A 21,289-nucleotide genomic window follows, 5' to 3' on the forward strand; every position below is an offset into this window, starting at 1 on the left:
CGCCCTCAGGCGGACGCCTTGCGTCCGCCCAGCAAATAGAACCAGCCGAGCAGGATCGGCCCGAGCGTCAGGGCGACGTCGGCGAGATTGAAGACGAAGAAGCCGCGCGCGCCGAAATGCAGATAGAGGAAATCGACCACATGCCCGAAGCGGACGCGGTCGATCAGATTGCCGAGCGCGCCGCCGACGATCAGCGCGAAGCCGGCGGCGACGAGGCGGCCGCCATCCTGCGCCGTGCGCCAGAGATAGAGCACGAACAGCGTGATGAGCGCCGTTCCGGCGACGAGCACGAGGCTGCCGAGATCGTTGCCGAGCGAGAAGGCGACGCCGGTGTTGTGGACGCGCAGCAGCGACAGGATGGGCAGTAGATCGATCGTGCGGCCGAAGTCGAGCGTGCGCTCGGCGACGAATTTGCTGGCCTGGTCGATGACCAGAACCGCGGCGATGATCGACAGGCCGAAGGCCGAGAGCGGGCCCGGCACGCGCGCGGCCGTCGAGACGGATTGCGTCATGTCAGCTTCAATTCGTTCCGCCGGATCTCGAACAGCATGACGCCGGTCGCGATGGCGAGATTGAGCGAATCGGCGCGGCCGGCCTGCGGGATCTTGACCAGATGGTCGCAGAGCGCGGCGAAGCCGTCGTCTAGGCCGGATTGCTCATTGCCCATGAGGAGCAGCACGGGTTTCGCATAGTCGACGTCGCGAAAATCCTCGGTGCCCGAGAGATGCGTGCCGACGACGATGCCCGGCCAGGTCTTGCGCCAGGCGGCGAACTCGCCGGTCGTCATGCGGGCGAGCGGCACGTGGAAAATCGAGCCCATCGTCGCGCGCACCGCCTCGACGCCGAACGGATCGACCGTATCGCCGACGAGGATCACGCCTTCCGCGCCCGAGGCGTCGACCGTGCGGATGATCGTGCCGAGATTGCCGGGGTCCTTGATGCCTTCCAGCGCGACCCAGACGCCGCGCGGGCTCGGGCGGATGGCGGAGGGCGGCATCAGGCGCTGCTCGAAGACGCCGACGACCATCTGCGGGTTGTCGCGCCGGGTCATCTTGGCGAGGACGGCATCGGTGACTTCCAGCACCTCGCCGCCGCGCGCATGGGTCCGCGTCGCGACGCGCCGGACGATCGGATGGTTCGCGACCTTGGCGCCATAGGCGAGGATGCGGATCGGCCAATCCTCTTCGACGGCATCGGCGACGAGCTTCATGCCCTCGGTCACGAACAGCCCGCTTTCCTTGCGGTACTTCGGCAAGGCGAGCGCGCGGATCTCCTTGATCGTCGTGTTGTTGAGGCTCGTAACGGCCCGGATGGCGCCGGGTGCGGAGATCGGCGAATCGTCAGCCATGGCGGGACCACCTGGAGAAGAGGGAGGTCGACAGATAGCGCCCGCCGCCTTCCTCGCGAAGGAGGAGTTCGCCCGATTCGAGCTTGCCCGGCAGGCCGGCGAGCGCCTCGGCGCTGACCTCGTGGATCGCCATGAAGGAGGCACGGATAGAATAGGCGGAAAGGCACAGAAAGAGCGCGTCGTCGGAAAGGAGCTGCCGGCAGAGCCGCATCATCTCCGGCAATCTCTCGAAGATGTCCCAGACCTCGCCGTTCGGGCCGCGGCCGAATTTCGGCGGATCGAGGATGATGCCGTCATAGCGCGAGCCGCGGCGTACCTCGCGCTGCACGAATTTCATCGCGTCCTCGACGATCCAGCGCACGGGCAGGTCCGCGATGCCGGACATCTCCTGGTTCTCGCGCGCCCAGCCGATCGCCTTCTTCGACGCGTCGACATGGGTGACCTGCGCGCCGGCCATGGCGGCGACGAAGGAGGCGATGCCGGTATAGCCGAAGAGATTGAGCACCTTGAGCGGACGGCGCGCATTTGCGCTGATGCCCGCGAACCAGGCCCAGTGCATTTCCTGCTCGGGGAAGAAGCCGACGTGGCGGAAGGCCGTGAAGCGGCCGAGAAAGCGCACATCCTTCTCGCCGACGGCGCGCGGCAGCGGCCAGCTCATCGGCCAGGTTTCGCCGATCGGCTTACGATAGCGCCAGCGCCCGTCCGAATCCTCGTCCTTGGCGCCGGTGAAGACCGCGTCGGCCTGCTCCCATTCCGCTTCCGAAAGGCGCGGCGTCCACAGCGCCTGCGCTTCCGGGCGGACAATGCGGTAGCGGCCATAGCGCTCGAGCTTGCGGCCATGGCCGCTGTCGATCAGCGCATAGTCGCTCCAGCCTTCCGTCTCCAGCATGACTGGCCAGACGGAGGAGGGGGTGTCCTTCGCCGCGGCGGTGCCGCGCGTCTTCGAGGAGGCGTCCTGCATGGCCGGTTCATAGCGGGCGGCGGGCTGAAAGCCAATCGTCCGCAGCATCATGCGGCCCTCTTCTCATAAGCGTCTTGTTCGAGGCGCGTCTTGCTATCGCCTGTGCGTCTTGCCGTCGCCTGTGCGGGCATGCGACCATGGGGCGAATATTGACCAATCCCGGATGCGCCCCGTCGCGTCCATCCCAGCACGCGGCCGTGAGGGCGCGCGCTTTTCGGCAACAAGACGGACCGGTGACGAACGCCGGCTGTCCGGCACATGGAAGGTACGCCCATGGAGATGACCGGCGAATACCGGATCCCGGTCGATCGCGCCGCGGTCTGGAAGGCCCTCAATGATCCGCGGATCCTGACGGAGGCGATTCCCGGCTGCGAGGATCTCGTCCGCAATCCGGACGGCAGCATGTCCGGCCGCTTCGTCGCGACGTCGGGCCCCGGCACGCCGGCCTTTGCCAGCACCATCGCGCTTGCCAGCGTGGTCGAGGGCCAGAGCCTCACGATCACTGGCGAAGGCGACGGCGGCAGCGCCGGATCGGTCAAGGGCGTCGCGGATGTCCGTCTCGTCGATGACGGCGCCGGCACGCTGCTGACCTATGTGCTGCGGACCCAGCTCGGTGGCACGCTGGCGCAGCTCGGCTCGCGCCAGATCGACGCGACGGCGAAGACGATGATCGAAGGCGTCCTCGGCGCGCTGGCGGGCCGCCTCGGCGACCTGCCCACGATTGCATCGACGCCTTCGCTGGCGACGCCGGGGGGTGACAGCGCCGCGGAGGAGGAACTCATCGACCGCCTCGAGCATCGCGTTGAGAACTTTGCCGAGAACGTCGCCGAGGCAGCGGAGGAGGTCGAGGAAGAGGTCGAGGTTGCGGCTGGCCGCGGCTTTCTCGGCGGCCCCTATATGTGGGGGCTCATCGCCCTTCTCATCGTCATCGTGATCCTGGCCGTGCTCCACTGAGCCTGCCGGGCCGTCTTCATCGGGGAAGACGGATGCCTGGCGTCTGGCAAGGCGGCGCATCCGTCCCTATCTTCGCCTAACTCAACAGGATCGCTCAGTCCGGCCGATGATCGTCTGCTCCTGCAATGTCCTCACCAAGCGCCACGTTCTCGAGGTGGCGGAACAGATTGCGAGCGAGCAGCCCGGCCGGCCGATCACGCCTGCGCGCATCTACCGCGCCCTCGGCGCCAAGGCGCAATGCACGCTGTGCTTCGCGCTGGTGCGCAAGCTCATCGCCGAATCCGGCCTGCTGGTGACCTGTCCCGAGCCGCTCGGAACCGTCGGCGAGGACGAGTTCGATCCGGCGATGCTGTCGGAATCCGCGTCCCGACGGGTTTGACCTCGCTCCCCTAAATCCTTACTGTCACAGTCTGGAATGGTTCCAGACGAGAGGATTCCCATGAAGGGCGACGCCAAGGTCATCGAGTATCTCAATCACGCGCTCCGCCTTGAGCTGACTGCGGTCAACCAGTACTGGCTGCATTATCGCCTCCTCGACGACATGGGCTTCACGAAGCTCGCCAAGAAGGAGCGGGTCGAGTCGATCGAGGAGATGCAGCACGCGGACAATCTGGTCACGCGCATCATCTTCCTCGAGGGCTTCCCGAACATGCAGGTGCTCGATCCGCTGGAGATCGGGCAGAACATCAAGGAAATCCTCGAGGCGGACCTGCGCGGCGAGTACAAGGCGCGGGCGCTCTACAAGGATGGACGCGACGTCTGCTTCGAGGCGGGCGACTATGTCTCCATGCAGCTTTTCGAGCAGCTGATGAAAGACGAGGAAGATCACATCGACTTCCTCGAGACTCAGCTCGACCTGCTCGCCAGCATCGGCCCGGAGCGCTATGCGCTGCTCCAGTCGGGCGCGGCAGACGGCGGCGAATAAACGCTTCGCTTATCCGCGAACAGGGGCCGCCCGGCATGCCGGGCGGCCCCTGTTCGTTCAGGCGTATTTGACCATGACGTGACGGACGACCGAATAGTCGTCCAGCGCATAGGTCGACAGGTCCTTGCCGTAGCCGGACTGCTTCAGTCCGCCATGCGGCATCTCGTTGACCAGCATGAAATGGCAGTTGATCCAGGTGCAGCCGTAGCGAAGCTCGGCCGCGGCGGCCATGGCCCGCGAGACGTCGCGCGTCCACACGGACGAGGCGAGGCCATAGTCGGAATCATTGGCCCAGGTCACGGCGTCGGCGACATCATCGAAGCGGGTGACAGAGACGACCGGCCCGAACACCTCGCGGCGGACGATCTCGTCCGACTGCAGCGCGCCGGCGACGACGGTGGGCTCATAGAAGAAGCCCGCGCCCGCAGCGGGCTTGCCGCCCGTCGTCACCTCGACATGGCTGTTCTCGGCGGCACGCGCCACGAAGCTCGCGACGCGGTCGCGCTGGCGCGCCGAGATCAGCGGCCCGATGTCGTTCTTGTCGTCATCCGCATGGCCGTAGCCGAGGCTCGATACGGCCGAGGAGAGATCGGCGACGAGCCGGTCGTAGATCTTCGCGCCGGCATAGATGCGGCAGGCGGCGGTGCAGTCCTGGCCGGCATTGTAATAGCCGAAGATCTTCACGCCCTCGACCACCGCATCGATGTCGGCGTCGTCGAACACGATCACCGGCGCCTTGCCGCCGAGTTCCAGATGGGTGCGCTTGACCGATTTGGCGGCTGCGGCGAGCACCTTCTTGCCGGTGGCGATGTCGCCGGTGAGCGAGATCATCGAGACCTTGGGATGGTGGATCAGCGCGTTGCCGACGCTCTCGCCGCGGCCGACCACGACATTGAGCACGCCTTCGGGCAGGATGCCGCTCGCGATCTTGGCGAGCTTCAGCGTCGTCAGCGGGGTCTGCTCGGACGGCTTGATGACTACCGTGTTGCCTGCGGCGAGCGCCGGCGCCAGCTTCCATGCCGCCATCATCAGGGGGTAGTTCCAGGGCGCGATCGAGGCGACCACGCCGATCGGGTCGCGGCGGATCATCGAGGTATGGCCGGCCAGATATTCGCCCGCGGCGCTGCCGGTCTGGACGCGCGCCGCGCCCGCGAAGAAGCGGAAGCAATCGATCACGGCCGGCAATTCGTCGTTCAGCACGGCGCGATAGGGCTTGCCGCAATTGAGCGCTTCGAGCGCGGCGAAGGAGGCGGCCTCCGCCTCGATCGCATCGGCGAGCTTGAGCAGCAGGCCGGCGCGGACGCCCGGCGGCGTTCGCGACCATGAGGCGAACGCCTTCTCCGCTGCGTCGACCGCGCTGTCGATCTGCGACGGCGAGGCCTCGGGCAGATCGAGGATCGTCTCGCCGGTCTTCGGCGCCAGCACGCGCTCGGCGGTCTCGGTGCCGCCCTCGAAGGACGAGCCGATGAGCATTTCCGTGTCGGTCACGATCGAAAGATCGAGGGACATGGTGACCTCCCTTTCAGGTTTCACTTGCTCGCGCCCTCGACGGCTTCGCCGTCACGGGTAAGGTAATAGGCGGCGAGGATGGGGATGAGCGTGACCGCGATGACCATGACGGCGACCACATTGGTGACGGGGCGCTGGCGCGGGCGGATCAGCTCGGAGAACATCCAAATCGGCAGCGTCTGCTGCTGTCCGGCGGTGAAGGTGGTGACGATCACTTCGTCGAAGGAGAGCGCGAAGGCGAGCATTCCGCCGGCGAGGAGGGCGGTGCCGAGCTGCGGCAGCACGACATGGCGGAAGGTCTGGAAGCCGTCGGCGCCGAGGTCCATCGAGGCCTCGATGAGCGAGCCTTGCGTACGGCGAAGCCGGGCGACGGCGTTGTTGTAGACCACGACGATGCAGAAGGTCGCGTGGCCGATGACGATCGTCCAGAACGAGAACGGGATATCCGCGAGATTGAGGGCGGCGCGGAGCGCGATGCCGGTCACGATGCCCGGAAGCGCGATCGGCAAGGTGATGAGCAGCGACACCGCCTCGCGGCCGAAGAAGCGATAGCGCGCCATGGCTGCCGCGGCGAGCGTGCCGAGCACGATAGCGAGCGCCGTCGCGACGGATGCGACGCGCAGCGAGAGGCCGAGCGCCTGCCAGATGTCCGGCCGGTCCCAGGCGACCGCGAACCACTTCAGCGTGAAGCCCGGTGGCGGGAACTGGTAGCTCTTCTCCTCCGTCGTCAAGGCGTAGAGGAAGATGAAGGCCAGCGGCAGGTGCAGGAACAGCAGCCCGGCCGCGGCGGCAAGCGTGACGGAAAGAGGCGGGCGGCTAGGCATGGGATGCCTCCCTGTCGAGGCGCCGAGGCGCGCCCTCTCCCCCCTTGCGGGGGAGAGCGGGAGAGGGGGAACCCTGCCGGGCATAGCGCATGTCGCGATAGCATGGGCCAAGTGGATGGCGGGGTCCCCCTCCCGGCCTCCCCCGCAAGGGGGGAGGGGAAGGCAGTGCTGGCGCGCTCTGTTCTCTACAGCGCATCGAACGCCCCCATGCGCTTGGCGACCGTCAGGTAGATTCCCATGATGACGATCGGCACGACGGAGAAGGCGGCGGCGAGGGGGATGTTTCCGGCGACGCCCTGCTGCGTATAGACCGCCTGGCCGAGAAAGAGGGTCGAGGAGCCGACGATCTGCGGTGTGATGTAATCGCCGAGCGTCAGTGCGAAGGTGAAGATCGAGCCCGCCACGATGCCCGGCAGTGCCAGCGGGAAGATCACGGTCGAGAAGGTCTTGCGCGCATCGGCGCCGAGATCGCCGGCCGCCTCGATCAGCGAGCGCGGCACGCGCTCGAGCGAGGCCTGGATCGGCAGGATCATGAAGGGCAGCCAGAGATAGAGGAAAACGAGGAAGGTGCCGGTATAGCTGATGGACAGCGAGGGGCCGCCGACCACGGGCAGAGAGAGCCAGGCGTCGAGCAGGCCGCGCGTGCCGGTGTGGTCGGCGATGTAGGTGATGACGCCTTCCTTGGCGAGGATCAGCTTCCAGGCATAGACGCGGACGAGATAGCTCGACCAGAGCGGCAGCATGATCAGGAGATAGAACAGCGCCTTGACGCGGCCCCGGGCATAGCGCGCCGCGAAATAGGCGATGGGGAAGGCGATCACGCCACCGAACAGCGTCACCAGCGCCGCCATGACGACGGTGCGCACGATGATGTCGAAATTGGCGGGCTGCAGCAGTTCGCCATAGGTCTTCAGCGTGAATTCGCGGACGATCAGCCCGGAGAATTCGTCGATCGAAAAGAAGCTCTGGGCGAGCAGGGCGGCGAGCGAGCCGAGATAGGCGACGCCGAGCCACAGCAGCGGCGGCGTCAGCAGCAGCGCGAGGAAAAGGCGCGGCCGGCGCATGAAGAGGTCGGAGAGGCGGCGCAGCGGGCCGTCTCTGGTCGGGGCTCCCGGCGCGGCGAGGCTCATCGCTCAGCCCTCCAGGCGGGTCGGCGCATCCGCCGGCCAGTCGACATGGACGCTCGCGCCCGGGGTGAAGGCCGTCGTGCCCGCCGCCGTGACGACGCTGAGGCGATCCGGGCCCACGGCGACGACATAGCGCCGCTGCGCGCCCTGATATTGCAGGCTCTCGACGCGTCCGAGCGGGCCGTTCCCGGTGGCGGAGAGGGTGATCTTCTCTGGCCGGATGCTCCATGCGCCGGCAGGCAGGCGAAGGCGCGTCGCGGCCTCCGGCTCGATCACGTTGGAGCCGCCGACGAAATCGGCGACGAAGCGGGTCGCCGGGCGCTCATAGACCTCTTCCGGCCGCCCGACCTGGACGATCCGTCCGGCATTGAAGACCGCGACGCGGTCGGCCATGGACAGCGCCTCGCCCTGGTCATGCGTGACGAAGACGAAGGTGATGCCGAGGCTGCGCTGCAGCGTCTTCAGCTCTACCTGCATCTGTTCGCGCAGTTTGAGATCGAGCGCGCCGAGCGGCTCGTCGAGGAGGAGCACCTTGGGATGATTGATGAGGGCGCGGGCGAGCGCCACGCGCTGACGCTGGCCGCCGGATAGCTGGGCCGGCTTGCGGGCGCCGAAGTTCGCCAGCTTCACGAGGGCGAGCATCTCATTCGCCTTGGCGAGGCGCTCCGCCTTGCCGACGCCGCGCACCATGAGTGCATAGGCGACGTTCTCGGCCACCGACATGTGCGGGAAGAGGGCGTAGTCTTGGAAGACGGTGTTCACGTTGCGGCGATAGGGCGGCACGCCCTCAGCATGCTCGCCAAAGATCTCGATCGTGCCGGCGGAAGGCTGCTCGAAGCCCGCGATGAGCCGGAGGCAGGTCGTCTTGCCCGAACCGGACGGCCCGAGCATGGCGAAGAATTCGCCCTCCGCGATGTCGAGATCGACCGAGTCGACCGCGCGGACCTCGCCGAAATGGCGGGCGACGGCGCGAAAGCGGACGGCGGGTATGGTGGAAGGGGTGGTCATCCGAAGGCAATTCCCTTGCGGGTTTGGCCGCGTCTTCACCTCCCCCTGAGGGGGAGGTCGACGGCCCAAGGCCGGCGGGAGGGGGGTTAGGGACGGCTCAGGATGAGGCGCCGCGGCGCGGCAACCTCTCCGGATGGCCCGTAAACCCTCACCCGGCGCTTCGCGCCGACCTCTCCCTCAGGGAGAGGTGAAAGCGCGACGTTCTCGTCGGCCGATGCGAAAGCGAGGTCTCCTACCGCCCGCCGAGAATGGCGATGTAGTCGGTCGCCCAGCGGTAATAGGGGACGCAGGTGCCCTGGCTCGGGCACTTGGAGACCGGCGTGCGCCAGAAATGGATGCGCTCGAACTCTTCGGCACCATTGGTCTTGCAGCCCTCGTCGCCCAGAAGCGCATTGCCCTTGCACGCGGCCGGTACGGCCGGGACGGAGCCGAACCAGGCGGCGAGATCACCTTGCACCTTCGGCGCGATCGAGTGCTCCAGCCATTTGTAGGCGCAGTTGGGATGCGGCGCATCCGCATGCAGCATGGTGGTGTCGGCCCAGCCCGTGGCGCCTTCCTCGGGGATCGTCGAGGCGATCGGTTGCTTGTTGGCGACGAGCAGGTTGACTTGGAACGGCCAGCTCGACGAGGCGACGAAGCCCTCATTGGTGAAGTCGTCGATCTGGACCATGGCGTCGTGCCAGTAGCGCGGCACGATCTGGCGCTGTGCCCGCAGCAGTTCGAGCGCGGCCTTGTACTGGTCCTCGTTCAGCTCATAGGGGTCCTTGATCCCGAGCTCGGGCTTGTGCGCCATCAGGTAGAGCGCCGCGTCGGCGATGTAGATCGGTCCGTCGAAAGCCTGCACCCGGTCCTTGTTCGACTTGCCGTCGGGCAGCGTCTGTTCCTCGAAGACGATCGACCAGCTCTTCGGCGCCTCCTTGAACACGTTGGTGTTGTACATGAGGACGTTGGAGCCCCACTGATAGGGCACGCCGTAATGGACTCCGTTCACCGTGTGCCAGGGCGCGCTCTGGAGGCGCGGGTCGACCTCCTTCCAGCTCGGGATCAGATCGGTGTTGATCGGCTGGACGGTCTTGCCGGCGATGAGACGGAGCGAGGCATCGCCCGAGGCCGTGACGAGGTCGAAGCCGCCTTCGTTCATCAGCGCGACCATTTCGTCCGACGTGCCCGCCGTCTTCACGGTCACCTTGCAGCCGGTTTCCTTCTCGAAATCCGTGACCCAGTCATAGGCCTTGTCGGTATCGCCGCGCTCGATATAGCCGGCCCAGGCGACGATGGCGACTTCGCCCTCGCCGGCGCCGATCGCCTTCAGCGGCTCCTGCGCGAAGGCTGCGGTCTGTGAAACGATCAAGGCGGCCGTGGCCACGCCGGCGGCAATCCTTCCGATGCTGCGCATGTCGATCTCCCTGCAAATGAACCCGGGCGATCGCTCTTCTTTGCGGCGCTCCGTCCCGGCTGAGAACAGAATGCCGCCACAATGGCCGAATTCGCCAATACAAAAATCAGAACCTAACTATCGGAAAATCCGAAATTGCGCCGATCCGGCCGTTGTGCCCGGCTGAGCGCGATGAAATCCGTGGTTGCGCGGCCCGCATCGGAGCCGCGTCGCCAGACGACGCCGGTCTTGACCGTGGGCAGCGTCTCGACCGTGGCGCGCGCCTCGATGCGGTCGCCTTCGAGCGACCAGGGGCGATAGACGAGGTCGGGCAGGATGGCGATGCCGGCGCCGGTTCCGACCAGGCTGCGCACCGCCTCGACGGAACGCGTGCGAAAGGCGACCCGCGGACGAAAGCCGTGCTCGCGCCAGAAGCCGCGCGTCGTCTCCTCGATTTCGTCGATGGAGAGCATCACATGCGGCTCCTCCGCGAATTCGGCGAGCGGCACCGCCTGAAGCGCCGCAAGGCGATGGCCCTGTGGCAGCCAGACCCGGTAGGGCGTCTCGCCGAGGATTTCCATCCGCAGTGCCGGGTCGACCGGGCGGTCAGGCATGATCATGACGGCGACGTCGAGCTCGCCATTGATCAGCAGATGTTCGAGATAGTCGCTCGTATCCTCCATCGCCGCCACATCGACGGCCGGGTGGGCGCGGCGGAAGCGCGCCAGCAGGTCGGAGAGGACATAGCCGGCGACCAGCGCGGTGACGCCGATCGTCAACCGGCCCGAGACTTCGGCCTCGTCGCCGAGCGAGCGGCGTGCGTCGGCGACGGCTTCGAGAACCCGCTCGGCCCGGCGCAGGAAGAGCTGGCCGTGGCGCGTCAGCACCATGCCGCGGCCCGACCGCTCGACCAGCACGACGCCGAGATCCGCCTCGAGTTCCTTGACGGCCTCGGTGACCGTGGATTGCGAAACGGAGAGCTGCTGCGCCGCGCCCGAGATCGAGCCGGTGTCGGCAACCGCGACGAAATATTGGAGCTGGCGGAGCTTGAAGGCCATCGGTGCAAGGCTGTCGCGGCGCGCGTGTCTCGCCGCCCTGCTGCAGCCTTGCCCAGCGTTGCGCGCGGGTCAACCGCGGGCACGCGTGCGGCATCGCGCATCTCTCCGGCGCGGTTGCTTGACGCCGCGGCGCCTCGCCTCCTAACCTCCGCCCGCCTCGCAACCGCCTTCCCTCATTCAGGACGCAACTCCATGGCCCAGAAGCTTATTCTCGACGTCGACACCGGCACGGACGATGCGGTTGCGATCATGCTGGCGGCGCTGCACCCGGCCATCGATCTCGTCGCGGTGACGACGGTCAACGGCAATGTCGGCGTGCAGCATTGCACCGACAATACGCTGCGCGTCCTCGACCATATCGGCCGTTCGGATATCCGCGTCTATGAGGGGGCCGACCGCCCGTTCGTGCGCCGCGGCGTTCCGGTCATCAACCGCTATGAGGATGGCGGCGAGAAGTATCATCCCGAGGAGCTGCCGGTTCCCCCCGCGCGTTCGAAGAAGGCCGACAAGACCGCGGTCGAGTTTCTGATCGAGACCTATCGCGCCGCGACCGATCCGATCGTGCTGATGCCGACGGGGCCGCTGACCAACATCGCCGCGGCGCTCGCCGCCGATCCCGCCTTCGTCAAGCGCGTCCCCGAGATCATCATCATGGGCGGCGGCTATGCCTTCGGCAACGTGACCGCCACGGCCGAATTCAATTTCTGGGCCGATGCCGAGGCTGCGGCTCGCGTGCTCAATGCCGGCTTCGAGAAGCTCACGCTCGTGCCGCTCGACGCGACGCATGAGGCGCTGATGACCTATGCGGATTGCGACCGCCTCGGCGCGCTCGGCACGCCGGCCGGCAAGGCGACGGCGGATATCGTCGGCTTCCGCATCGGCGTGCACGACAAGTTCCAGAAGATGGGCGAGCATGGCGGTTCCGCGCCGGTCCATGATGCGGTGTGCGTCGCCTACCTCATCGATCGCTCGGTTCTCTCGACGACGCGCTATTTCGTCGAGGTCGAGACGGCGAGCCCGCTCACCGTCGGCACCAGCATCGTCGATACGCAGGCGCGCTCGGGCGGGCGGCCGAACACCGACCTCGCGCTCCATGCCGATGCCCGCCGCTTCGTGGATATCCTCGCCGAGACTTTCGCGCGCCCGCACGGCGCCTGAGTCGCTAGCCGCAGGACGGTCCGGTGATCGCCTTGCCGGAACGTGGCGCCTGATAGAACCGCTCCTTGAGCGGGATCGTGCCGGTCAGCACATAGCCGAAATCCGGCGTGTAGGCATATTCAGTCGTCACGCGGACCAGGAAGCCGTTGGCGCTCTGCAGATCGGCAGGAACGGTCACGACGGAACCCTTGGCGGCGCAAGAGCCGCCATTGAAGGTCTGCGACCAGCTCACCGTCGCCTTCTTGCTCGCATCCATGCTGATGGCGACGACGGACACCTTCAACTTCGAGGTCGTATAGGGCGAGAGAATCGTGGTGCCGGCATTGAAGATGTCCTGCATCTCCGCCGTGCTGGCGATGGCGGTGTCCTGGGCGACGAGATCGGCGATGGCGCTCGCCGTATGCGAGACCTTGCGCTTCAGCATGAGACCGTCCGTCACCTCGATGCCGCCGAGATAGAGCACCAGCATCACCGGCAGGATCAGGGCGAATTCCAGCGCCGCGATGCCGGAACTATCCGCGCGGAAGCTGCGAAGTCGGCCGAGGACGCCGTGCCGGCCATCCGCGGAGGGCTCGACCTCCGGCTGGGAGACGGAGCTCACCATGTGAAGGGCTCGTTGCGGAATGCGGTGATCGAGGCGAGCAGATAGGTGCCGTTGGCCGTGCTGTTCTTCGAAAGCAGGTTCAGCACGGCGGGCCACTCGTAATAGGCGCGCACGACCACGATGTCCTTGCCGTGCCCGGCATCATATTTGAGCTTGGAGACGTCGACCGTGCCGTCCGCCTTCAGCGGCGGCGACGAACCGGCGCCGGAGAAATCGGCCGATGTGCGCACGTCGATCTTGACCCCGGAGCAGGCGAGCAGCGGCGTCACGCCGGCACATATCTGATCGCGGAAGGCGGTCGCATCGAACTTCTGTGCCTGCGCCTGCCCGGTGCGGACGAGCCGTGCCGCGTCATTCGTCGCGGTATCGAGGGCGTTGTCGGCGAGATAGATCAGGCCGGTCTCGAGGATCGCCAACATGACGGCAAAGAACGGCAATGCGATCAGCGCGAACTCGACCGCGGTCGCCCCGCGCCGGTCGCGACGGAACGCTACCAACGGCGATTGTCCCCGAAAAAGGTTGCGGCTTGGCATGGCGGCTCCCGGCCGCCCGAGGCGGCAAATCCGGGTTAACCGCTAGCAAAGAGCCCTTGCGGAATCTTTGTCGGCTTTAGTGAAAATCAGTCGTCTGGCGGAAAGGGCTCGTTAACCCTCGCGCCTCAGTTCGCGCCCGCCGGTTGCTGCGTCGCGCCCTGGATCACGTCCGAGCGCCCCTGCATCTGGCTCTTCACCGTATCGAACGCTTTCTGCGTGTCGCCGAGGCCCAGCATGGGCTGGCATTCCGGCGAACAGCTGAAGGAGCGGCGGCTGTCGCCGGCAAAGACCGTGACCACGTCGTCGTCCGACGCCGAGACCGTCACGAGTTGATCCGCGATCGGGTCACCGGCCTGATCGAGCACGATGAGATTGGTGGTGCCATAGCTGCGGCCCGTGATGATGAGTGTCATCCGGTCCTGGATCGTCGCGTCGGCGATCGCCGGATTGCCGAGAATGACCGTCGCCGCCGGGCGGGCGATCCGCATCACCTTGGCGCGGTCGAGCTTGACGTCGAGCGGGTCGCTCGCGCGGGCGATTCCGCTGGCGAAGAGGATCGCGAGAGGAACGGCGGCCGCCAGCAGGACGAGACGCCCGGCGCTGCCGCCCGCGCGATCGGCGGCGCTCCGCCGTCCGTTCATCACCATGGGGAGCACCCCGCATCTCCGTGCCTGAGAATGGCTGAAGAGTGCCCGACGATGGTGAATGAACGTTTAATCGAGCCGAGATCGTTAACGTCTGGGGCGCGCGCCGGGTCAGCCGTCCCGGCTCCCCTGCGAATCCGCTTCATCCCATGGACGGTGCGTCGCTGGACGGGCCGTCCTCCGTCCTCCCGGAGAAAGGGGCACTTCTCGGCTAGGTAAATGAAATCATAAGAAACATGCTTAAGAAATGGTAAATATTAGTACATCGAATTGAAAAGACATTTATCTGCAATTGCATCGCTTTGGCCGGAGATTTTCTGGTTAATTTTGTGTGAAACGATGCTCAATTTACTCGAATTTTATTTAACTAAGCCGCAGTGGGTCGTTGCTACATTCACCGTCGTTGGGGGCCACGAAGCAATAAACGGGCTGGCCTCGGGGTAATACAGAGTTCAAGCCAAGCTTTCGCAATCTGGAGCAATATAATGAAGTCTCTCGTCGTTCGTTTCGCCAAGAATGAGTCCGGCGCCACCGCGATCGAATACGGCCTGATCGCTGCCGTGATCGGCTGCGTCATCATCGTGGGTGCCACCGTCCTCGGCAACGACCTCAGCGATCTCTTCTCGCGCATCGGCGCACGGTTCGCTTCGACCAACGTCTGATCGCGGCTCAATCTTCGCTGCCTCGCGTCGAGGCGGCGGGTTCCCAACGGGCGCACCGCGTCGTCAACGGACGGTGCGGTGCCTCGGTTTCGACGGAGATGGCCGGATGATCTCTCTCGCGCAATCGGTTCTCTATCTCGCCTTCCCGGCCGCGATGGCCGGTGCGGCGGTCTCCGATCTCGCCACCATGACCATCCCGAACCGCCTGTCCCTGGCCCTCGTGGCCCTCTTCATGATTGCCGCTCCGGTCTATGGCCTGACGCTCGTCGATATCGGAGCGCATCTTCTGATCGGCCTCACGGTCCTCGCCATCGGCATCGCGCTGTTTGCCCGCGGGTGGATCGGCGGTGGCGATGCGAAGATCGCCGCGGCCGCGGCGCTTTGGCTGGGCCTACCGCAGCTGCTTCCCTTTCTCAGCTATTCGGCCCTGTTTGGCGGGTTGCTGACGCTGGCCGTTCTTCTCTTCCGCCGGCAGATGCTGCCGGCCTTCGCGTTGGGGCAGGGGTGGCTGATGCGGCTGCACGACCCGCGCGCGGGCGTTCCCTATGGCGTCGCACTCGCCGCCGGGGCTCTTGTCGCTTTCCCGGACACGCTGTTCGTCAAGATCGCGTCTGGCGCTTGAAAGGCGGCTGTTTACAGTTTGTTAGCCAAGAATTCTCACGTCTTGTTAACCATACCTACACGATTGCGTGGCGTGATGGGGCTGGGGTTTCCAGCCGCAACCGAACGAGATCAAAGCAATGAAGACGGCACGTATCGCCGTGGTCGGTGTTGCCCTCGCGGCCGGACTGGCGGCGGCGCTCCTCGCGCGCAATCTGACCGCGCCGAAGGTCGAGGCGCCGCAAGAGGCTGCTGCACCGGCGCCGGTCGCTGACACGGCCGATGTGCTCGTCGCTGCCCATGACATCCCGATGGGGACGACGCTGGATGCCGGCGCCTTCTCCTGGCAGGCCTGGCCGAAGTCCGGCGTCGCCGCATCCTATCTCACGCGCGGCGACAAGCCGGACGCCGACCAGGCGCTTGCCGGCTCGATCGCGCGCACGAGCTTCGTCGCGGGCGAGCCGATCAACGAGGCGAAGCTGATCCGTTCCGATCGCGGCTTCATGTCGGCGATCCTGCCCTCGGGCATGCGCGCGGTCGCCACCGCCATCAGCGCCGATACATCGGCCGGCGGCTTCATCCTTCCCAATGACCATGTCGACGTGATCATGACGCGCCGCCTGCAGGGCGGCACCGACGGTAACGAGCGCTTCATCACCGAGACGGTGCTCAGCAATGTGCGCGTCCTGGCGATTGACCAGACCATCGGCGAGAAGAACGGCGAGAAGGTCGTGGTCGGCCAGACCGCGACGCTCGAGCTCTCGGCCGATCAGGCGGAGATCCTCACGGTCGCCCAGCAGATGAGCCAGCGCCTGACCCTGGCGCTCAGGAGCGTCGCCGATGCCTCGGAGAGCGGCGGTGCGAATGCCGTGCATCTGATCCGCGGCGACAAGGCGAAGGTCGGCGTGACGATGGTCAAGAACGGCGTCGCCAAGCAGGTCGAGCTGCAATGATGAGGTCCGAAATCACGAGCATGAGCCGCCTGTCGCATCGCACCCTCGTCCCGGCGCTTCGCCGGGGCCTGCGTCTTTCCCTCGCGGTACTCGCACTCGCCTGCGGGACGGTTCCGCTGGCTGCCGCCGCGCCGAGCGGCTCGGTATCGCTCCCCCTCGGCGCCTCGGAGACGCTCCGCCTCGGCTTCCACAAGTCGAAGATCATCGACCTGCCGCGCAATGCACGCGACGTGATCGTCTCCGATCCGTCGATCGCGACCGCGGTGCTGCGGGATTCGCGGCGCATCTTCCTGACGGGCGTCGCGATCGGGCAGGCCGATCTCTTCGTGCTGGACCAGGGCGGCAACCAGATCGTGCATCTCGCCTTGCTGGTCGAACGCGACAATTCCGCGCTCGAATCCTCGCTCAGGCGGATGATCCCGGGCGCGAATATCCGCGTCGAGGTCATGAACGACAACATCGTGCTGAGCGGCACGGTCAAGAATGCCAGCGATTCCAACAAGGCGCAGCAGATTGCCGAGATGTTCGCCAATGGCGGCCAGAACACTGGCATGTCGGTGACGGGAACCGGCATCGGCCAGTCGTCCATGTCGGGCGGGATGGGCACTGGCGTTTCCTCGATCTCGGTCGGCGAGGCGCGCAATACCTCCGTGCTCAATCTGCTGACGATCGAGGGCGAGGATCAGGTCCAGCTCAAGGTCACCGTCGCGGAGATCAACCGCAACGTCGCCAAGCAGCTCGGCGTCAACATCTCCGCCGTCGGCGGCTCGATCGCGGCGCTGTCGACCAACAATCCGTTCGCGATCGCCGGACCGCTGTTCGATCCGGTGAACCAGGTGCTCGGCCATGCCAGCAGCGGCAATTCGTCGATCACCGGCCAGCTCCAGGCCATGGAGCAGGACGGCATGGTGCGCGTCCTCGCCGAGCCAACGCTGACGGCGATCTCGGGCGAGCCCGCGACGTTCCTCGCCGGCGGCGAGTTCCCGGTGCCGACGGGCTATGACGCGACCAACAACCAGCTCACCGTCACCTACAAGGCCTATGGCGTCTCGCTCGCCTTCACGCCGGTTGTCCTTTCCGAGGGGCGGATCAGCCTCAAGGTGAAGACCGAGGCGTCGGACATTTCGAACGACGGCGCCGTTTCGATGGGCGACTACAAGATCCCGAGCCTCAAGGTGCGCCGCGCGGAAAGCACCATCGAGCTCCCCTCCGGCGGCTCGCTGGTCCTCGGCGGCCTGTTGCAGGACAATATCCAGCAGGCCCTGACCGGGTTCCCGATGCTGATGGACGTGCCGATCCTCGGCGCGCTGTTCAAGAGCCGTGACTTCAAGCGCGACCAGACCGAGCTCGTGATCATCGTCACGCCCTATATGGCGCGGCCGGTGGCCCGGTCCGCCCTGGCACGTCCCGACGACGGCTTCGAGACGCCGAGCGACGCCTCCGTGACCTTCCTCGGCCGGCTGAACCGCATCTACGGCACGGTCGGCCATCCCGTGCCGCGCGGGACCTATTCCGGCAATTACGGCTTCATCTTTGACTAGGGCGGCGGGAAACAGCATGAGAGAGAGTGCCAGAATGCACCGGCCCCTCGCGGCACGCGCGGCCTGCCTCGGCGCGCTGCTGGCCCTGGCGGCGCTCGCGGGCTGCACCGGGCCGACCTATGACAAGACCGGCGCGATCCTCGGGCCGGACGATTATCGCTACCGCCATCCGATCCTGATCAACCAGCAGATCGCGACGATGGACCTGCCGGTCGCGCCTGCTGCGCCGAAGCTCTCGACCCGCATGCGCGGCAACATCACGGGCTTCGCGCAGCAGTACAAGATTGCCGGGGCGACGAAGATGGCGATCGTCGTTCCCGGCAACGCGCCGGATGCAAAGGTCGCGAACGGCGTCGCGCGCCAGGCTGCCGATGCGCTCGTCGCCGCCGGCGTGCCGCGGCGCCAGATCGAGGTCCGAACCTATCCCGCCGGCGCCTACGAGACGGAAGCGCCGGTGCGCCTCGCCTTCGCGCGGATCGCCGCCCATGTCGACGGCTGCGGCCAGTGGCCGGCCGAGGACGGCACGATGTGGATGAAGACCGAGAACCGCAGCTATTACAATTTCGGCTGCGCGACGCAGCAGAACCTCGCCGCCTCCGTCACCGATCCGCTCGACTTGCTCTATCCGCGCGGCATGTCGCCGGCCGACGCCACGCGCCGCATGGCAGTGCTCGGCAATTACGAAGCCGGCAAGAACCCGTCCGGGACCTATGAGGGGCTCGACAAGGTCGACATCGCGACCGGGATCGGAGGCAATTGATGATCAATCTCGCGCTCGACAGGACGGATGATCGCGCCGAGGGCCGCGACGCCGGCGCGGCGCGGGTCGATCTCTCGGGCGTGCGGCCAATCCCGCGCGTCTCGATCCAGGCTTTCTGCGAAAGTAGCGACTTCGCCGCCGCGATCGAACGTGCGGCAGCGGACCGGCGCATGAGCCGCGCACATGTGAAGGCGCAAGCGGGCGGCCTCGCCGCCGCCGCCGAGTTCTATCGCTCGGCACCGACGCCGAACCTCATCGTCGTCGAGACGAACCTCTCCGCCGAACGCCTCGTTCCGGAGCTCGATCATCTTGCGGAAGTCTGCGACGCCGGCACCAAGGTGGTGGTGGTCGGGCGCGCCAATGATGTCGAGCTCTACCGCCAGCTGATCCGCCGCGGCGTCAGCGAATATCTGGTGGCGCCGGTGGATTCGAGCGAGATCATCCGCTCGATCGCCGATCTCTATCTTGACAGCGCCAAGGCGCCGCTCGGCCGCAGCATCGCCTTCATCGGCGCCAAGGGCGGGGCCGGCTCGTCCATGGTCGCGCACAATGTGGCCTGGTCGATCGCGCGCAGCCTCCAGAACGATGTCGTGCTGGCCGATCTCGACGTCGCCTTCGGCACCGCCGGGCTCGATTTCAACCAGGATCCGCCCCAGGGCGTGGCCGACGCCATCCATGCGCCGGAGCGCCTCGACGACACCTTCCTCGACCGGCTGCTGACGCGTTGCTCGGACCATCTGAGCCTCCTCGCGGCGCCGGCGACGCTCGACCGCACCTGTGATTTCGACGAGGCGGCGTTCGAGGCGACCATCGAGGTGGCGCAGAGCGGCGTGCCGGCGCTGATCCTCGACGTGCCGCATGTCTGGACGGGCTGGGTGCGCCGCGTCCTGGCCTCGGCCGACGAGATCGTGCTGACCGCGGAGCCCGATCTCGCCAATCTCCGCAATGCCAAGAACCTGCTCGACATGATGCGGACGCTGCGCGCGGGCGATGTCGCGCCGCGGCTCGTCATCAACAAGCAAGGCATGGCGAAGCGGCCGGAGATCCGCGTCGCCGATTTCGCCGACGCGCTGGCGATCGAGCCGTCGGCTGTGATCGGCTTCGAGCCGCAGCTGTTCGGCACCGCGTCCAATAATGGCCAGATGATTGCCGAGACCGATCCCAAGAGTTCCGCCGCCGCCGCCTTCGAGCAGCTTGCCCAGCTGGTCTGCGGCAAGGCGGAAATTAAGCAGAAGAAGGCCTCGGCGATCGCGCCGCTGCTCGCGCGGCTGCGCGGGCGCAAGGCCGGAGGCGCCTGATGTTCGGCAGGCGCGGCCAGGCCTCGCAGGAGCCCGCGCGGGCGCCCCAGCCTGCGCCGTCGCGTCCCGCCGCGCCCGAGCGGCGGGCGAGCGTGTCCGCGGTGCCCACCCTCGTGCAGCAGGATGGGCTGATCCAGCGGCGGTCGGAGGAGTTCTACGAGCTCAAGGCGAGCATCTTCGCTGCATTGATCGAGACCATCGACCTGGCGCAGCTCTCGCGGATGGATGTCGAGGCGGCACGCGAGGAAATCCGCGACATCGTGTCGGACATCGTCGCGGTGAAGTCGATCGTCATGTCGATCGCCGAGCAGGAGGACATGCTCGACGACATCTGCAACGACGTGCTCGGCTATGGCCCGCTCGAGCCCCTGCTCGCCCGCGACGATATCACCGACATCATGGTCAATGGCGCCAACACGACCTACATCGAAGTGGGCGGGCGGATGCAGCCGACCTCGGTGCATTTCCGCGACAATGCGCAGCTGATGAATATCTGCCAGCGGATCGTCAGCCAGGTCGGCCGCCGCGTCGACGAAGCCTCGCCGATCTGCGATGCGCGCCTCCCGGACGGGAGCCGCGTCAACGTCATCGCGCCGCCGCTGGCGATCGACGGGCCGACCCTCACCATCCGCAAGTTCCGCAAGGACAAGCTGACGCTGGCGCAACTGGTGAAGTACGGCACGATCACGCCGGAAGGGGCGACCGTGCTGGAGATCATTGGTCGTTCGCGCTGCAACGTGCTGATCTCCGGCGGCACAGGTTCCGGCAAGACGACGCTGCTCAATTGCCTCACCGCCTTTATCGAACAGAGCGAGCGGATCATCACCTGCGAGGATGCGGCGGAACTGCAATTGCAGCAGCCGCATGTCGTCCGGCTCGAAACGCGGCCGCCCAATCTGGAGGGGGAGGGCGAGATCACGATGCGCGATCTCGTCCGAAATTGCCTGCGCATGCGGCCCGAGCGGATCATCGTCGGCGAGGTGCGCGGCCCCGAGGCGTTCGACCTGCTGCAGGCCATGAACACCGGCCATGACGGCTCGATGGGCACTCTGCATTCGAACAGCCCGCGCGAGGCCATGTCGCGGCTTGAATCGATGATCACCATGGGCGGCTTTTCGCTGCCGTCGAAGACGCTGAAGGAGATGATCGTCAACTCCGTCGACGTGGTGGTGCAGGTCATGCGCATGCGCGACGGCACGCGCCGGATCACCCACATCACCGAGATCCTCGGCATGGAGGCGGATGTGATCACCATGCAGGACATCTTCGTCTACGACATACTCGGCGAGGATGCGGATGGCCGCGTGAAGGGTCGCCACCGCTCGACCGGCATCGGACGCCCGCGCTTCTGGGATCGCGCCCGCTATTTCAACGAGGAGAACCGGCTCGCCGCTGCGCTCGATGCGGCCGAGAAGGGCGAAGCCGCGATGCCGGCAGGGTAGGCGGC

The 21,289-nt window shown here is 66.4% G+C and carries 23 protein-coding genes; 11 read left to right on the plus strand and 12 right to left on the minus strand.

The window, feature by feature from the left end:
* Positions 1-5: 5 nt before the first annotated feature.
* From lspA to GGR25_RS18310, 3 genes are read right to left on the minus strand one after another with little or no spacing between them, the layout of a single operon-like run.
* Entirely contained in the window at positions 6-512 is a 507-nt protein-coding gene (gene lspA / locus GGR25_RS18300) for a signal peptidase II (protein ID WP_183400246.1), read from the minus strand.
* Positions 509-1,348, minus strand: coding sequence for a TrmH family RNA methyltransferase (locus tag GGR25_RS18305; RefSeq protein WP_183400247.1), 840 nt, complete (start codon positions 1,346-1,348; stop codon positions 509-511). Before GGR25_RS18305 ends, lspA begins: the two co-directional genes overlap by 4 nt.
* Positions 1,341-2,360: a class I SAM-dependent methyltransferase gene (locus GGR25_RS18310; RefSeq protein ID WP_246409913.1), complete on the minus strand. Its 1,020-nt coding sequence runs from the start codon at positions 2,358-2,360 to the stop codon at positions 1,341-1,343. The genes GGR25_RS18305 and GGR25_RS18310 overlap by 8 nt, the downstream gene beginning before the upstream one ends.
* 222 nt (positions 2,361-2,582) lie before the next feature.
* Here GGR25_RS18310 and GGR25_RS18315 point away from each other — a divergent pair, with 222 nt between their 5' ends.
* The 3 genes from GGR25_RS18315 to bfr all read left to right on the plus strand — a co-directional run bounded on the left by GGR25_RS18315 (position 2,583) and on the right by bfr (position 4,188).
* Positions 2,583-3,263: an SRPBCC family protein gene (locus tag GGR25_RS18315; RefSeq protein WP_246409917.1), complete on the plus strand. Its 681-nt coding sequence runs from the start codon at positions 2,583-2,585 to the stop codon at positions 3,261-3,263.
* A 106-nt stretch (positions 3,264-3,369) separates the two neighbouring features.
* On the plus strand, positions 3,370-3,642 hold the full coding sequence (locus GGR25_RS18320) for a (2Fe-2S)-binding protein (protein WP_183400248.1): 273 nt from the start codon (positions 3,370-3,372) through the stop codon (positions 3,640-3,642).
* Between the two features lie 60 nt (positions 3,643-3,702).
* Positions 3,703-4,188, plus strand: a complete 486-nt coding sequence (gene bfr, locus GGR25_RS18325; RefSeq protein WP_183400249.1) for a bacterioferritin — start codon at positions 3,703-3,705, stop codon at positions 4,186-4,188.
* A gap of 57 nt (positions 4,189-4,245) precedes the next feature.
* Here the strand turns inward: bfr and GGR25_RS18330 are convergent, their stop codons facing one another.
* The 6 genes from GGR25_RS18330 to GGR25_RS18355 form a co-directional block, all read right to left on the minus strand.
* The gene (locus GGR25_RS18330; protein ID WP_183400250.1) at positions 4,246-5,697 is read right to left on the minus strand and encodes a gamma-aminobutyraldehyde dehydrogenase; all 1,452 of its coding nucleotides are present in this window, start codon (positions 5,695-5,697) and stop codon (positions 4,246-4,248) included.
* Positions 5,698-5,717: 20 nt separating this feature from the next.
* Positions 5,718-6,521, minus strand: coding sequence for an ABC transporter permease (locus GGR25_RS18335; RefSeq protein WP_183400251.1), 804 nt, complete (start codon positions 6,519-6,521; stop codon positions 5,718-5,720).
* A gap of 185 nt (positions 6,522-6,706) precedes the next feature.
* A complete protein-coding gene (locus GGR25_RS18340) occupies positions 6,707-7,651 on the minus strand; it encodes an ABC transporter permease (protein WP_183400252.1) in 945 nt (314 codons plus the stop codon).
* Between the two features lie 3 nt (positions 7,652-7,654).
* On the minus strand, positions 7,655-8,656 hold the full coding sequence (locus GGR25_RS18345) for an ABC transporter ATP-binding protein (protein ID WP_183400253.1): 1,002 nt from the start codon (positions 8,654-8,656) through the stop codon (positions 7,655-7,657).
* Between the two features lie 232 nt (positions 8,657-8,888).
* Positions 8,889-10,052: an ABC transporter substrate-binding protein gene (locus GGR25_RS18350; RefSeq protein WP_183400254.1), complete on the minus strand. Its 1,164-nt coding sequence runs from the start codon at positions 10,050-10,052 to the stop codon at positions 8,889-8,891.
* 113 nt (positions 10,053-10,165) lie between these two features.
* Entirely contained in the window at positions 10,166-11,089 is a 924-nt protein-coding gene (locus GGR25_RS18355) for a LysR family transcriptional regulator (protein ID WP_183400255.1), read from the minus strand.
* Between the two features lie 192 nt (positions 11,090-11,281).
* On the opposite strand from GGR25_RS18355, the gene GGR25_RS18360 reads away from it, so the two are divergent.
* Entirely contained in the window at positions 11,282-12,247 is a 966-nt protein-coding gene (locus GGR25_RS18360; RefSeq protein ID WP_183400256.1) for a nucleoside hydrolase, read from the plus strand.
* A 4-nt stretch (positions 12,248-12,251) separates the two neighbouring features.
* Here the strand turns inward: GGR25_RS18360 and GGR25_RS18365 are convergent, their stop codons facing one another.
* The 3 genes from GGR25_RS18365 to GGR25_RS18375 all read right to left on the minus strand — a co-directional run bounded on the left by GGR25_RS18365 (position 12,252) and on the right by GGR25_RS18375 (position 14,031).
* Entirely contained in the window at positions 12,252-12,851 is a 600-nt protein-coding gene (locus GGR25_RS18365) for a TadE/TadG family type IV pilus assembly protein (RefSeq protein WP_183400257.1), read from the minus strand.
* Positions 12,845-13,348, minus strand: a complete 504-nt coding sequence (locus GGR25_RS18370; RefSeq protein WP_183400258.1) for a TadE/TadG family type IV pilus assembly protein — start codon at positions 13,346-13,348, stop codon at positions 12,845-12,847. Before GGR25_RS18370 ends, GGR25_RS18365 begins: the two co-directional genes overlap by 7 nt.
* Before the next feature lie 161 nt (positions 13,349-13,509).
* Positions 13,510-14,031: a pilus assembly protein N-terminal domain-containing protein gene (locus tag GGR25_RS18375; RefSeq protein ID WP_246410023.1), complete on the minus strand. Its 522-nt coding sequence runs from the start codon at positions 14,029-14,031 to the stop codon at positions 13,510-13,512.
* A 482-nt stretch (positions 14,032-14,513) separates the two neighbouring features.
* Here GGR25_RS18375 and GGR25_RS18380 point away from each other — a divergent pair, with 482 nt between their 5' ends.
* The 7 genes from GGR25_RS18380 to GGR25_RS18410 all read left to right on the plus strand — a co-directional run bounded on the left by GGR25_RS18380 (position 14,514) and on the right by GGR25_RS18410 (position 21,284).
* Positions 14,514-14,690 (plus strand): Flp family type IVb pilin, encoded by a 177-nt coding sequence (locus tag GGR25_RS18380; RefSeq protein ID WP_183400260.1) that lies wholly within the window; start codon positions 14,514-14,516, stop codon positions 14,688-14,690.
* A 106-nt stretch (positions 14,691-14,796) separates the two neighbouring features.
* Positions 14,797-15,312, plus strand: a complete 516-nt coding sequence (locus GGR25_RS18385) for an A24 family peptidase (RefSeq protein ID WP_183400261.1) — start codon at positions 14,797-14,799, stop codon at positions 15,310-15,312.
* Positions 15,313-15,430: 118 nt separating this feature from the next.
* Positions 15,431-16,243: a Flp pilus assembly protein CpaB gene (gene cpaB / locus GGR25_RS18390; RefSeq protein ID WP_183400262.1), complete on the plus strand. Its 813-nt coding sequence runs from the start codon at positions 15,431-15,433 to the stop codon at positions 16,241-16,243.
* Positions 16,240-17,784: a type II and III secretion system protein family protein gene (locus tag GGR25_RS18395; protein WP_183400263.1), complete on the plus strand. Its 1,545-nt coding sequence runs from the start codon at positions 16,240-16,242 to the stop codon at positions 17,782-17,784. Before cpaB ends, GGR25_RS18395 begins: the two co-directional genes overlap by 4 nt.
* A 34-nt stretch (positions 17,785-17,818) precedes the next feature.
* Positions 17,819-18,544, plus strand: coding sequence for a CpaD family pilus assembly protein (locus GGR25_RS18400; RefSeq protein ID WP_183400264.1), 726 nt, complete (start codon positions 17,819-17,821; stop codon positions 18,542-18,544).
* Complete coding sequence (locus tag GGR25_RS18405) at positions 18,544-19,842, plus strand: CpaE/TadZ family protein (protein WP_183400265.1); 1,299 nt, start codon at positions 18,544-18,546, stop codon at positions 19,840-19,842. Before GGR25_RS18400 ends, GGR25_RS18405 begins: the two co-directional genes overlap by 1 nt.
* Positions 19,842-21,284: a TadA family conjugal transfer-associated ATPase gene (locus GGR25_RS18410; protein ID WP_183400266.1), complete on the plus strand. Its 1,443-nt coding sequence runs from the start codon at positions 19,842-19,844 to the stop codon at positions 21,282-21,284. The genes GGR25_RS18405 and GGR25_RS18410 overlap by 1 nt, the downstream gene beginning before the upstream one ends.
* Positions 21,285-21,289 lie beyond the last annotated feature (5 nt).

This window comes from Kaistia hirudinis, assembly GCF_014196455.1.
GTDB classification, from domain to species: Bacteria; Pseudomonadota; Alphaproteobacteria; order Rhizobiales; family Kaistiaceae; genus Kaistia; species Kaistia hirudinis.